The sequence below is a fragment of the Burkholderia guangdongensis genome (genome assembly GCF_013403875.1).
GTDB classification, from domain to species: Bacteria; Pseudomonadota; Gammaproteobacteria; order Burkholderiales; family Burkholderiaceae; genus Burkholderia; species Burkholderia guangdongensis.
In genome coordinates this window covers 20,588-32,944 of the sequence record NZ_JACBNX010000011.1, presented here as the reverse complement: position 1 = coordinate 32,944, position 12,357 = coordinate 20,588, and the positions used below count along the sequence as shown (strand labels likewise).

Annotated in this window: 12 protein-coding genes; 7 read left to right on the top strand and 5 right to left on the bottom strand. The window is 67.9% G+C overall.

The annotated features are described in order from the left end of the window. Positions 1–2: 2 nt before the first annotated feature. From HZI36_RS12120 to HZI36_RS12100, 5 genes are all read right to left on the bottom strand, one after another. Entirely contained in the window at positions 3–815 is an 813-nt protein-coding gene (locus tag HZI36_RS12120) for a sensor histidine kinase (RefSeq protein ID WP_179402898.1), read from the bottom strand. Between the two features lie 422 nt (positions 816–1,237). Then, positions 1,238–2,008, bottom strand: coding sequence for a ferredoxin--NADP reductase (locus HZI36_RS12115; protein WP_179402897.1), 771 nt, complete (start codon positions 2,006–2,008; stop codon positions 1,238–1,240). Between the two features lie 180 nt (positions 2,009–2,188). Beyond that, positions 2,189–2,854 (bottom strand): LysE family translocator, encoded by a 666-nt coding sequence (locus tag HZI36_RS12110; protein ID WP_179402896.1) that lies wholly within the window; start codon positions 2,852–2,854, stop codon positions 2,189–2,191. Positions 2,855–2,924: 70 nt separating this feature from the next. Continuing rightward, entirely contained in the window at positions 2,925–3,746 is an 822-nt protein-coding gene (locus tag HZI36_RS12105; protein WP_179402895.1) for an endonuclease/exonuclease/phosphatase family protein, read from the bottom strand. Positions 3,747–3,752: 6 nt separating this feature from the next. Then, positions 3,753–4,238, bottom strand: a complete 486-nt coding sequence (locus tag HZI36_RS12100) for a hypothetical protein (protein ID WP_179402894.1) — start codon at positions 4,236–4,238, stop codon at positions 3,753–3,755. Between the two features lie 256 nt (positions 4,239–4,494). Here HZI36_RS12100 and HZI36_RS12095 point away from each other — a divergent pair, with 256 nt between their 5' ends. From HZI36_RS12095 to HZI36_RS12065, 7 genes are all read left to right on the top strand, one after another. Next, complete coding sequence (locus HZI36_RS12095) at positions 4,495–5,475, top strand: AAA family ATPase (protein WP_179402893.1); 981 nt, start codon at positions 4,495–4,497, stop codon at positions 5,473–5,475. Positions 5,476–5,540: 65 nt separating this feature from the next. Further along, complete coding sequence (locus HZI36_RS12090; RefSeq protein WP_179402892.1) at positions 5,541–6,650, top strand: NAD(P)/FAD-dependent oxidoreductase; 1,110 nt, start codon at positions 5,541–5,543, stop codon at positions 6,648–6,650. 133 nt (positions 6,651–6,783) lie between these two features. Next, on the top strand, positions 6,784–7,098 hold the full coding sequence (locus tag HZI36_RS12085; RefSeq protein ID WP_179402891.1) for a high-potential iron-sulfur protein: 315 nt from the start codon (positions 6,784–6,786) through the stop codon (positions 7,096–7,098). Positions 7,099–7,260: 162 nt separating this feature from the next. Next, positions 7,261–8,574: an MFS transporter gene (locus HZI36_RS12080; RefSeq protein WP_179402890.1), complete on the top strand. Its 1,314-nt coding sequence runs from the start codon at positions 7,261–7,263 to the stop codon at positions 8,572–8,574. A gap of 104 nt (positions 8,575–8,678) precedes the next feature. Next, entirely contained in the window at positions 8,679–10,307 is a 1,629-nt protein-coding gene (locus tag HZI36_RS12075) for an ABC transporter substrate-binding protein (protein WP_179402889.1), read from the top strand. 117 nt (positions 10,308–10,424) lie between these two features. Beyond that, the gene (locus HZI36_RS12070; protein WP_179402888.1) at positions 10,425–11,435 is read left to right on the top strand and encodes an ABC transporter permease subunit; all 1,011 of its coding nucleotides are present in this window, start codon (positions 10,425–10,427) and stop codon (positions 11,433–11,435) included. A 3-nt stretch (positions 11,436–11,438) separates the two neighbouring features. Continuing rightward, positions 11,439–12,356 (top strand): ABC transporter permease subunit, encoded by a 918-nt coding sequence (locus tag HZI36_RS12065; RefSeq protein WP_179402887.1) that lies wholly within the window; start codon positions 11,439–11,441, stop codon positions 12,354–12,356. Position 12,357 lies beyond the last annotated feature (1 nt).

The following is a 12,357-nucleotide window of genomic DNA, read 5'->3' as shown; positions in this document are numbered from 1 at the left end:
CCTCACGAATGCGAAACGCGCCTTGCCGGCGCCGAGCCCGCGCACAGCGCGTGCCATGCGAAGCGCGCGACGAGCCGCGTGCCCCGGCCGCCGTCGCCCGAGCCGATCTCGAGGCCGCCGCCGAATGCCTCGGCGCGCGCGCGCATGCCCGAGAGCCCGTAGCCGCGGCGGTGCGAGCGCGAGAAGCCGCGGCCGTCGTCGACGGCGATCAGCGACAGATGGGTCGAGCCGGCGTCGATCCACACGTCGACGGATTTCGCGCGCGCGTGCTTCGCGACGTTCGACAGCGCTTCCTGCGCGACGCGGAAGATCGCGAGCGCGCCGGGGCTCGAGAGCTCGAGCAGGCGCGCGTCGGCCGCGCAGACGAAGCCGGTGCGCAGCCCGGCGCGCTCCGCGTAGTCGGCGATCCACGCGGCCAGCGCGCCGACGAGGCCGCCTTCGAGCGCGACCGACCCCTGTTCGGCGACCAGCCGACGGTTCGCATTGGCGGCGGTGTCGAGCGCGCGCTGCGCGAGATCGAGCGCGCGCCAGCAGTCGTCGGGTGCGTCGGCCGGCAGCCAGGTGCTGATGTTCGCAAGCGCGAAACGCGCGGCGGTGAGTTCCGCGCCGAGCCCGTCGTGCAGCTCGCCGGCCAGATGGCGGCGCACGGCTTCGTCGGCGCAGAGCAGCTCGGCGGACAGCTGCGCGATCCGCGCGGCGAGCGCATCGCGGCCGGTGGCGGCGTCGCAACATGGCGTCGCGCCGGCGGGCGGCTGCTGCAACGAGGACGGGAACGTGACGTCGGCGCTCAGGGGCGCAATAAACGGCGTATCCATGACTCTCCCTGCTGTCAGAAGGCTCTACTCGGACCGCTCGGCAACAACGGGTATCGACGATGGGAAGGACGGACACCGCCCCGCACGAGTCGTCGGGTAAAACGTAACAAATTTCGACGAGTGTAACAAAGTGTTTCTATCTTTCTTTGTCCTTTCAGTCGAGCGAATGTCGTGAATCATGTCTCTAAATTTGGCAAATGATCGGCAATGTCGGCTATTTTCGGTCAATTCATTATCGTCAGGACGAACCCGATGTAGGACAAATACCGACGCGGCAGTGGCGTAAAGACAACGTCAGAATGTAACAAATTGAGATGAGCTATTCGTCTATTGTTACAAATTCCCGGAACGCGGACGAAAAAAAACCGGAGCTTTCGCTCCGGTCTTTGACGCAGGTTAACCGCTGGTTCGACGGATCAGGATCAGTCGACGAACGCGCGCTCGATCACGTAGTGGCCCGGCGCGCTGTTCTTGCCTTCGACGAGGCCGGCCTGCTTCAGCAGCGCGGTCGTGTCCTTCAGCATCGCGGTGCTGCCGCACAGCATCACGCGGTCGCTCTCCGGCGAGAACGACGGCACGTCGAGATCCGTGAACAGCTTGCCCGACGCGATCAGGTCGGTGATGCGGCCCTCGTTCTCGAACTCCTCGCGCGTGACGGTCGGGTAGTAGACGAGCTTTTCCTTGATGATGTCGCCGAGGTACTCGTGGCCCGGCAGGTCGTGCTTGATGAAGTCCATGTACGCGAGCTCGCCCTTCAGGCGGCACGTGTGCGTGAGGACGACGCGCTCGAAGCGTTCGTAGATGTCCGGATCGCGGATGATCGACATGAACGGCGCGAGGCCCGTGCCCGTCGACAGCAGCCACAGCGTCTTGCCGGGCAGCAGGTTGTCGGCGATCAGCGTGCCGGTCGGCTTCTTGCCGATCAGGACCGTGTCGCCGACCTGCAGATGCTGCAGCCGCGACGTCAGCGGGCCGTTCTGGACCTTGATGCTGAAGAACTCGAGGTGATCCTCGTAGTTCGGGCTCACGATGCTGTATGCGCGCGTGAGCGGCTTGCCGTCGACTTCGAGGCCGACCATCGTGAATTCGCCGTTATTGAAGCGCAGGCCCGCGTCGCGGCTGCAGGTGAAGCTGAAAAGCGTGTCGGTCCAGTGGTGGACGGATTGGACTGTGGCGGTGTCGAATTTGCTCATGACTTCGAAAATGGAAGCGTATGTCGAAAAACGAGGGCGACGGCCCGATCCCGGGGATCGGCCGGCAGACGCCGGACACACGCGCCTTCTCGATCACTGACGGTGAAATGACGGCGTATTTTACCTTGCTTGCGAGGTTCGCGGGCTTGACCCCGGCCGGCACGCGGATTTTGCGCGACGTCAGCGATCGGCTGCGAGCTTCATTCCGAGGCCGACAAGCGCCACGCCGCAGAACGCGTCGAGCGGCCGGCGCACCCGCCGGTAACCGCGCTGCGCGCGCGGGCTCGCGAACAGCAGCGCGACGCTGCCGTACCAGCCGGCCGACAGCGTGCCGATCGTCAGCAGCACCGCGCCGTCGAACCAGCCGGGCACGTGCGCGGGCAGCATCGCCGCGAACACGCTGGTCCAGAACGCGCACGATTTCGGGTTCGTCAGACAGGTGAAGAGCCCGGACCGGTAGGCGCGCAGATAGTCGCGCAGATGCGGCGCCGGTTGCGGCTGTTGTGTCGCTGCGTCGGGCGCTGCGTCGGGCACGACCGCGGGCGCCGGATCGCGCCGCGCGCTCGCGCGCAGCAGCTTGAAGCCGAACCACGCGAGATAGATCGCGCCGCCGATCCGGATCGTTTCGTAGAGCCACGCCAGCTGATGCAACACGGCCGCGAGGCCGAGCAGCGCGAGCGACGCCCAGATCACCGACGCGGTGCCGACGCCGAGCGCGGACGCCGCGCCGACGCCGCGGCGCCCCGCGAGCGACAACTGCGAGATCATGAAGAAATTCGGGCCGGGCGTGATCGCGGCGACGAGGTAGACAACGGCGATTTGCAGCAGGATCGGCAGCAGGGACATGGCGGCGCGGGGGCGGGCGGGACGATCCGCTACTTTACCCCGTGCAACGCGGGTGCGCTTCGCATTGCGCTCAGGCCGGATCGAGCCGCAGCCGCGCGATGTACGGCAAATGGTCGGACAGCCATGCGGTTTCGCCGGACGGCGCGCTCCATTCGAGCGGCGTCATCCCGCGCACGAACATCTTGTCGAGCGCGAGCGCGGGCGAGAATGCGGGGAACGTGCGGCCCGACTCGCCGAGCTGCGTCGCGACCTCCGACAGCCCGATCTCGGCGAACAGCGGAATTGAATCGCTGCGCCAGTCGTTGAAGTCGCCCGCGAGCACGAGCGGGCCGTCTTTCGCGTGGCGCACGATCCAGTGCGCGATCCAGTGCATCTGGCGCAGCCGCGCCGCGCGCGTGAGCGCGAGGTGCGCGCACAGCAGCGTGACCGGGCGCGAGCCGGCGAGCGTCGCGCGCGCAACGAGCAGCCCGCGCCGCTCGAAGCGGTGCGCGGAGATGTCCCAGCGGCCGCCGAGGTCGAGCGGATGCGGCGACAGGATCGCATTGCCGTGTCGCCACGACGGTTTGAACACGTTCGGGCCGAGCGCGATCTGCCAGTCGAGCGCGCTCGCGATCTCGGTTGCCTGGCAGTGCCAGACGTCGTCGACGGGATCGTCCATCGGCGAGCCGAAGCCGGGCGCGAGCGCCGTGCGCGGCATCCGGCGCGCCATCGCCTCCTGCAGGAAGTAGACGTCCGCGTGCGTCGACTGCATCCAGTTGCGCATCGCGTTCCAGGCGGTGAAGCCGAGCGGCGAGCGGCCCTTGTGCAGGTTCCAGCTGACCGCGGTCAGTTCGTCGGGCGCGGCGTGCGGCTCGGCGTAAGGCAGTGCGACGGCGTTGGCGGCGGCGGACATGGCGGGTCAGTCCTTCGCGACGTGCGCGCGCACGCGGTAGACGAGTTGCGGATGGTTCGCGATCAGCGTCCAGTCGGTCCAGCTCGTTCCGCCGACCGCGAGGCCCGGATGGCTCGCGACGATCTGGCGCGGCGACGCCGGCATGCACGGATCGGCGTTCGGCGTGGCGCTGTCGTCGTCGAGTGTTTCCTGCACGTCGAGCGCGAGCGTGATCGCGCCGCCGTCGGCCGCGAGCGGCGCGACGGTGACCGCGCGTGTGCGCTCGGCCGGGAACACGCGCGCCTTGTCGCCGCAGCCGACCGACACCGACGCCGGATAGTGGTGCGTGTCGGTGCGGGTCTGACCCACGGTGGTGGTCTCCTTGAACGTGTCGATCGTCTGGCCGTCGCGCACGACCTGGATCTCCCACGCAACGGCAGCGGGCGCGGGGCTCTGCGCGTGGGCGGCGAGCGCGGCGCTCGCGAGCAGGGCGGCCAGGCCGTGTCTCAGCATGAAGCCTCTCCGGAAATGCGCGGCAAGCGTGGGACGGACGCACATCTTACGCTCGAACGCCCCGAACGCCCGTGAACCGTCGATGATAAACGCGTGCGCGAAAGCATGCAGCGCATGACGGGTATCAGCAGCACCCGCGCCCGGCTGCTCGCTTGCGCGGGCGCCTGGGCCCGCTACACTGAAATCGAAAGGGTCTGATGGTGCGCACGGCACGCGTTGGCGGGAACGGTGGTCGAGAAGCGGTGGCGAGGTTGGTATGACGACGGCGATGGTGAAGCAGGAACTGGCGGTGGCGTCGTTCAGCACGGTCTACGATCTGGAGCAGGTCGAGACCGCGCTGAACGATCTGAACGAAGGCGCGAGCGATGCGCTGCGCGCCACCTACGAGAGGATGCTGAAGGCGGGCAATCTGCGCTTTTGCGTAAAGCCGAACCGGATGCCGTCGTTCGACGCGCTGAACGACGCGCTGCCGAATTTCGGCGAGCCGCTCGACGACGTGCGCAAGCAGGTCGCGCTGTGCCTCGAGACGGACGACCGTCTCGAGCTAATGCCGATCCTGCTGCTCGGCCCGCCCGGGATCGGCAAGACGCATTTCGCGAAGGCGCTCGCGCTGCTGCTCGGCACGTCGTATCACTATGTGCCGATGAGCTCGCTGACCGCGGGCTGGATCCTGTCGGGCGCGTCGTCGCAGTGGAAGAACGCGAAGCCCGGCAAGGTGTTCGACGCGCTCGTGAACGGCAGCTACGCGAACCCGGTGATCGCGGTCGACGAGATCGACAAGGCCGGCAGCGACGCGCAGTACGATCCGCTCGGCGCGCTGTACGCGCTGCTCGAGCACGACACCGCGCGCGCGTTCGTCGACGAGTTCGCGGAGGTGCCGATCGACGCGGGCAACGTGATCTGGATCGCGACCGCGAACGAAGCGCACGCGATTCCGGAGCCGCTCCTGAACCGGATGAACGTATACGAGATCGCGGCGCCGGACGCGGCGGGCGCGCGGCGCATCGCGCAGATCATCTACGGCGAGATTCGCGCGGCGCACGCATGGGGCCGGCGTTTCCCGGAAACGCTCGGCGACGGCGCGCTCGACGTGCTCGCCGCGACGCCGCCGCGCACGATGCGCCGCGCGCTACTGCACGCGTTCGGCGCGGCGCGGCTCGACGGGCGCGACGCGATCGAGCCGCGCGACATCCGCGCGGACGAGGGGGCGGGCAAGCGCCGGCCGATCGGGTTCTGACCTTTCCGTCGGTCCGACGTACAATCGATTTCTCCTCCCTCGACGCGCTAGCGGCGCGAATGGTCATGGAGCAGACGGATTGTGTAGTGATCGGCGCGGGCGTCGTCGGGCTCGCGATCGCGCGAGAGCTCGCCGCGCGCGGCCGGGAGACGCTGGTGCTCGAGGCCGCCGACGCGATCGGCACCGGCACGAGCTCGCGCAGCAGCGAGGTGATCCACGCGGGGCTCTACTATCCGCGCGGGTCGCTGAAGGCGATGTCGTGCGTGCACGGCCGCGACCTGCTGTACGAATTCTGCGACACGCATCACGTGCCGCATCGGCGCACCGGCAAGCTGCTCGTCGCGACGTCGGCCGCGCAGGTGAAGCAGCTCGCGGCGATCGCGGCGCGCGCCGAGGAGAACGGCGTGCTCGACTTGCTGCCGCTGTCGCGCACCGAGGCGCAGGCGCTCGAGCCCGAGCTCGAATGCGTGCAGGCACTGTTCTCGCCGTCGACCGGCATCGTCGACAGCCATCAGTTGATGCTCGCGCTGCTCGGCGACGCCGAGCGCAACGGCGCGTTCTGCGTGCTGAAGTCGCCGGTCGAGTCGATCGACGTGCTGCGCGGCGCGCGCTTCGTCGTGCGCACCGGCGGCGACGCGCCGACCGAGATCGAGGCCGCGTGCGTGATCAACGGCGCGGGGCTCGGCGCGCAGGCGCTCGCGCGCCGCACGCACGGGCTCGATCCGCGCTGGGTGCCGCCGCTCTATCTCGCGCGCGGCAACTATTTCAACCTCGCCGGGCGCTCGCCGTTCCGGCATCTGATCTATCCGATGCCCGACCGCGCGGGGCTCGGCGTGCACCTGACGCTCGATCTCGCCGGCCAGGCGCGCTTCGGGCCCGACGTCGAGTGGATCGACGCACTGCGCTACGACGTCGATCCGGCCCGCGCGGACGCGTTCTACGCGTCGGTCCGCGCGTTCTGGCCCGGGTTGCCGGACGGCGCGCTGCAGCCGGCGTACGCGGGCATCCGCCCGAAGATCGCCGGGCCGGGCGAGAGCGAGGCGGATTTCGTCGTGCAGGGCGCCGCGCAGCATGGCGTGCGCGGGCTCGTGAACCTGTTCGGCATCGAGTCGCCGGGGCTGACCGCGTCGCTCGCGCTCGCGCAGCGGATCGGCGAGATGACCGCGCACGGCTGACGCGCGCGGTTTTTCTCTGCGATTTCTTTTATCTCCGGCATTTCGGGGCGCACATTCGTGCGCGACGGGCGTATGCTTTCAACCTGCTGCCGCCAGAGCAGCTTTCAAACTGATAACGTTGGAGCGAGTCCTCATGAAAACATCCCGTCGGAGTTTCCTGATTTCAAGCGTGGGCGTCGTATCCGCGCTGGCGCTGTCGCGCGAAGCGCTCGCCGCCGATCTGCCGATGCTGCCGGAAAGCGATCCGACCGCCCAGTCGCTCGGCTACAAGGCTGACGCAACCAAGGTCGACAAGGCCAAGTATCCGAAGTACGCGGCCGGCGAACACTGCGCGACGTGCATGCTGTATCAGGGCAAGGCGGGCGCGGCCTCGGGCCCGTGCGGCGCATTCCCGGGCAAGCAGGTGTCCGCGAAAGGCTGGTGCAGCGCCTACTCGAAGAAGGCGTGACGGCGCGCGGCATCGTGCGGTGCCGCATGCGAACCCATCCGCGAAACGCCCGCCATCGTCCGATGGCGGGCGTTTTCGCATGACGCTTGAAAACAATTGCGCGGCTTTTTACACTCGCAGCACAACGGCGGCCCGGCGAGAGCCAACAAGGACGACACGCGCATGGCGACGATTGCGGGTTCAACGAAGCTGGTGCGGCCCGAGCGCGCGCTGAATCGGCGCGCGGTGGTGGCGGCCGTGATCGGCAATGCGCTCGAGTGGTACGACTTCTCGGTCTACAGCTTTCTGGCCGTCGTGATCGCCGAGCTGTTCTTCCCGGCGTCGAACGAATATGCGTCGCTGATGCTGACGACCGCGACGTTCGGCGTCGCGTTCGTGATGCGGCCGATCGGCGGCATCGTGCTCGGCCTGTACGCGGATCGCGCGGGGCGCAAGGCCGCGCTGTCGCTCGTGATCCTGCTGATGACGGCCGGCATCTTCCTGCTCGCGATCGCGCCGCCGTACGCGGCGATCGGCGTCGGCGGGCCGCTCCTGATCGTGTTCGGCCGGCTGCTGCAGGGCTTCTCCGCGGGCGGCGAGTTCGGCAGCGCGACCGCGCTCCTGATCGAGGCCGCGCCGTTCTCGAAGCGCGGCTTCTACGGCAGCTGGCAGATGGCGAGCCAGGCGGCGGCGCTGCTGATCGGCGCGCTCGTCGGCGCGGCCGTCACGCGCGGGCTGACGCCGGACGCGCTGCGCGCATGGGGCTGGCGCGTGCCGTTCGTGCTCGGCCTCGCGATCGGGCCGATCGGCTTCTACATCCGCCGCCGCCTCGGCGATTCCGAGGCATTCCTGCATGCGCGGCAGAGCGCGCGCCGCGCCACGCTCGGCGACGTGCTCGCGCGGCACGGGCGCGAAGTGCTGTGCGGGCTCGGCGCGGTGATCGCGCTGACGGCCACGATCTACGTGCTGATCAGCTATCTGCCGACTTTCGCGGTGCGGGAGCTCCGGCTGCCGTATGCGCAGTCGTTCTACGCGGTGATCGTCGGCAACCTGCTGCTCACCGTGCTGTCGCCGCTCGCGGGCGCGCTGTCCGACCGGATCGGGCGGCGCGGCCTGTCGTTGTGGTCGCTCGGGATCACGCTCGTCGCGATCCTTCCGCTGTTCTCGTGGCTCAACGACGCGCCGAGCATCGAGCGGCTGATCATCGTGCAGGCGACGCTGTCGGTGACGCTCGCCGGCTACTACGGGCCGTTCGGCGCGCTGATCGCCGAGCTGTTTCCGGCGAACGTGCGCTCGACCGGCCTCTCGCTCGCGTACAACGTCGCGGTGATGGTGTTCGGCGGCTTCGGGCAGTTCATCGTCACGTGGCTGATCAGGACCACCGGCTCGCCGTTCGCGCCGACCTATTACGTGATGGGCGGGATCGCCGTGTCGATCGTCGCGGTCGCGTTCGTGCCCGCGCGCAGCGCGGATCTCGACGCGCGGCGCGTGCGGTGAGCGTTGGGTTTTCCTCCAGCTTGTTCCAAAACTGCAAGGTCAAGTAATATCCGCGTACGCCGGCTCCTACCCGGGGCCGGATCAGACAAAGACCTGGAGGAAACATGGCTCATCATCGTCTGTTGCGCTCCCTGCGCGTTACCGCGATTGCAGGTGTTGCAGCGGCATCGATCGGCGTCGCGGGATCCGCGTTCGCCCAAATCCCGAACAAGACGCTCGTCTACTGCTCGGAAGGCAGCCCGGCGGGCTTCGATTCGGCGCAGTACACGACCGGTGTCGACTTCACCGCGTCGACGTTCACCGTCTACAACCGTCTCGTCGAGTTCGTCCGCGGCGGCACGAAGGTCGAGCCCGGCCTCGCCGAGAAGTGGGACGTCTCGCCGGACGGCAAGGTCTACACGTTCCATCTGCGCCACGGCGTCAAGTTCCACACGACCGACTTCTTCAAGCCGACCCGCGAGTTCGATGCGGACGACGTCCTGTTCACGTTCGACCGGATGCTCGACCCGAACAACGCGTTCCGCAAGGCGTACCCGGTGTCGTTTCCGTACTTCACCGACATGGGCCTCGACAAGCTGATCACGAAGGTCGAGAAGGTCGATCCGTACACGGTCCGCTTCACGCTGTCCGAGCCGAACGCGCCGTTCATCCAGAACATGGCGATGGAGTTCGCGTCGATCCTGTCCGCCGAGTACGCGGACCAGCTGACGAAGGCCGGCCGCGCCGCCGACATCAACCAGAAGCCGATCGGCACCGGCCCGTTCGTGTTCCGCAGCTACACGAAGGACGCGACGATCCGCTTCGACGGCAACCCCGACTACTGGAAGAAGGGCGAAGTGAAGATCTCGAAGCTGATCTTCTCGATCACGCCCGATCCGGGCGTGCGCGTGCAGAAGCTCAAGCAGAACGAATGTCAGGTGATGAGCTATCCGCGCCCCGCCGACATCGCGACGCTGAAGGCCGATTCGAACGTCGACATGCCGTCGCAGCCCGGCTTCAACCTCGGCTATCTCGCGTACAACGTCGAGCACAAGCCGTTCGACAAGCTCGAAGTGCGCGAAGCGCTCGACATGGCGATCAACAAGAAGGCGATTATCGATTCGGTGTACCAGGGCGCCGGCCAGGCCGCGTCCGCGCCGGTGCCGCCGACGCAGTGGTCGTACGACAAGAACCTGAAGGTCGCGACCTACGACACCGCGAAGGCGAAGGCGCTGCTCGGCAAGGCCGGCTTCCCGAACGGCTTCGAGATCACGCTGTGGGCGATGCCGGTGCAGCGCGCGTATAACCCGAACGCGCGCCTGATGGCCGAGATGATCCAGGCCGACTGGGCGAAGATCGGCGTGAAGGCGAAGATCGTCACGTACGAGTGGGGCGAGTACATCAAGCGCGCGCACGCGGGCGAGCAGGACTCGATGCTGATCGGCTGGACCGGCGACAACGGCGATCCGGACAACTGGCTCGGCACGCTGCTCGGCTGCGAGGCGGTGAAGGGCAACAACTTCTCGCGCTGGTGCTACAAGCCGTTCGACGATCTGGTCCAGAAGGGCCGCACGACGACCGGCCAGGACGCGCGCACGACGATCTACACGCAGGCGCAGCAGATCTTCGCGCAGCAGCTTCCGTTCTCGCCGATTGCGAATTCGACGGTCTATCAACCGGTGCGAAAGAATGTCGTCGACATGCGCATCGAGCCGCTCGGCTATGCGCGCTTCGATGGCGTCAGCGTGAAGTAACGCGGCGGGCGTAAGCTGTCGCGACGACCGGCTGGCTGACTCTGGATCCGGCGGCGGGAGGCCCAGTGCCTCCCGTCGCCGGTCGCACATTTCCGCTCAGAAAATACGAGACGCATCATGTTCCGATTCGTGTTGCGCCGCGTGGGCATGGTGATTCCGACCTTCATCGGGATCACGATCCTCGCGTTCGCGCTGATTCACCTGATACCGGGCGACCCCATCGAAGTGATGATGGGCGAGCGCGGCGTCGACCCCGCGATGCACGCTGAAGCCATGCATCGCCTCGGGCTCGACCTGCCGCTGCCCGTGCAATATGTCCATTACATCGGCCGCGCGCTGTCCGGCGACCTCGGCACGTCGATCGTGACGAACACGGGCGTCGCTGGCGAGTTCTTCGCGCGCTTCCCGGCGACGGTCGAGCTGTCGCTGTGCGCGCTCGTGTTCGCGCTCGCGGTCGGGCTGCCGGCCGGCGTGATCGCGGCGCTCAGGCGCGGCACGATCGTCGATCACGGCGTGATGGGCACCGCGCTGACCGGCTACTCGATGCCGATCTTCTGGTGGGGCCTGATCCTCATCATGGTGTTTTCCGCGACGCTCGGCTGGACGCCGGTGTCGGGCCGCATCGCGGTCGAGTACGACATCCCGCACGTGACCGGCTTCATGCTGATCGACTCGCTGCTGTCGACCGACGAAGGCGCGTTTCGCTCGGCGGTCAGCCACCTGATCCTGCCGTCGATCGTGCTCGGCACGATCCCGCTCGCGGTGATCGCGCGGATGACGCGCTCGTCGATGCTCGAGGTGCTGCGCGAGGACTACATCCGCACCGCGCGCGCGAAGGGGCTGTCGCCCGCGCGCGTCGTCGTCGTGCATGCGCTGCGCAACGCGCTGATCCCGGTCGTCACCGTGATCGGCCTGCAGGTCGGCACGCTGCTCGCGGGCGCGGTGCTGACCGAGACGCTGTTTTCGTGGCCCGGCATCGGCAAGTGGCTGATCGACGCGATCGGCCGCCGCGACTATCCGGTCGTGCAGGGCGGGATCCTGCTGATCGCGACGCTCGTGATCCTGGTGAACCTGGTCGTCGATCTGCTGTACGGCGTGCTGAATCCGCGCATCCGCCACACGAGGTAAATCATGAGCGACCTTCAAAACGCCCTGTCGCGCGAGACCGCGCCGGTCGGCGGCCGCACGCTCGCGTTGCGCGAATTCTGGGCGAACTTCTCGCGCAATCGCGGTGCGGTCGGCGCGGGCATCGTCGTGCTCGCGCTGGTTTTCGTCGCGGTGTTCGCGCCGCTGATCGCGCCGCACGGCCCGGCCGAGCAGTATCGCGACTTCGTGAAGATTCCGCCCGCGTGGCTCGCCGGCGGTAACTGGAAATTCATCCTCGGCACCGACGAAGCGGGCCGCGACATCCTCTCGCGCCTGATGTACGGCGCGCGGATGTCGTTCTGGATCGGCTTCGTGTCGGTCGTGCTCGCGCTGATTCCGGGCGTCGTGCTCGGGCTCGTCGCCGCGTTCTTCCAGAAATGGGCGGACACGGCGGTGATGCGCGTGATGGACGTGCTGCTCGCGCTGCCGTCGCTGCTGCTCGCGGTCGCGGTCGTCGCGATCATCGGGCCGGGCCTGACGAACACGATGCTCGCGATCGCGATCGTCGCGCTGCCCGCGTACGTGCGCCTCACGCGCGCGTCCGCGCTCGGCGAGCTGCAGAAGGAGTACGTGACGGCTTCGCGCGTCGCGGGCGCCGGCACCGCGCGGCTGATGTTTTCGCAGGTGCTGCCGAACTGCACGGCGCCGCTGATCGTGCAGGCGACGCTCGGCTTCTCGTCGGCGATTCTCGACGCGGCCGCGCTCGGCTTCCTCGGCCTCGGCGTGCAGCCGCCGACCGCCGAGTGGGGCGCGATGCTCGCGTCGGCGCGCGACTACATCGACAACGCATGGTGGATCGTGACGATGCCGGGCCTGTCGATCCTGATCTCGGTGCTCGCGATCAACCTGCTCGGCGACGGGCTGCGCGACGCACTCGATCCGAAACTCAAACGGATGGCATGAA

Bases quoted from the DNA above. Each gene is read 5' to 3' on its own strand.
- HZI36_RS12120 (WP_179402898.1), bottom strand. From the start codon at position 815: ATGGATACGCCGTTTATTGCGCCCCTGAGCGCCGACGTCACGTTCCCG.
- HZI36_RS12115 (WP_179402897.1), bottom strand. From the start codon at position 2,008: ATGAGCAAATTCGACACCGCCACAGTCCAATCCGTCCACCACTGGACC.
- HZI36_RS12110 (WP_179402896.1), bottom strand. From the start codon at position 2,854: ATGTCCCTGCTGCCGATCCTGCTGCAAATCGCCGTTGTCTACCTCGTC.
- HZI36_RS12105 (WP_179402895.1), bottom strand. From the start codon at position 3,746: ATGTCCGCCGCCGCCAACGCCGTCGCACTGCCTTACGCCGAGCCGCAC.
- HZI36_RS12100 (WP_179402894.1), bottom strand. From the start codon at position 4,238: ATGCTGAGACACGGCCTGGCCGCCCTGCTCGCGAGCGCCGCGCTCGCC.
- HZI36_RS12095 (WP_179402893.1), top strand. From the start codon at position 4,495: ATGACGACGGCGATGGTGAAGCAGGAACTGGCGGTGGCGTCGTTCAGC.
- HZI36_RS12090 (WP_179402892.1), top strand. From the start codon at position 5,541: ATGGAGCAGACGGATTGTGTAGTGATCGGCGCGGGCGTCGTCGGGCTC.
- HZI36_RS12085 (WP_179402891.1), top strand. From the start codon at position 6,784: ATGAAAACATCCCGTCGGAGTTTCCTGATTTCAAGCGTGGGCGTCGTA.
- HZI36_RS12080 (WP_179402890.1), top strand. From the start codon at position 7,261: ATGGCGACGATTGCGGGTTCAACGAAGCTGGTGCGGCCCGAGCGCGCG.
- HZI36_RS12075 (WP_179402889.1), top strand. From the start codon at position 8,679: ATGGCTCATCATCGTCTGTTGCGCTCCCTGCGCGTTACCGCGATTGCA.
- HZI36_RS12070 (WP_179402888.1), top strand. From the start codon at position 10,425: ATGTTCCGATTCGTGTTGCGCCGCGTGGGCATGGTGATTCCGACCTTC.
- HZI36_RS12065 (WP_179402887.1), top strand. From the start codon at position 11,439: ATGAGCGACCTTCAAAACGCCCTGTCGCGCGAGACCGCGCCGGTCGGC.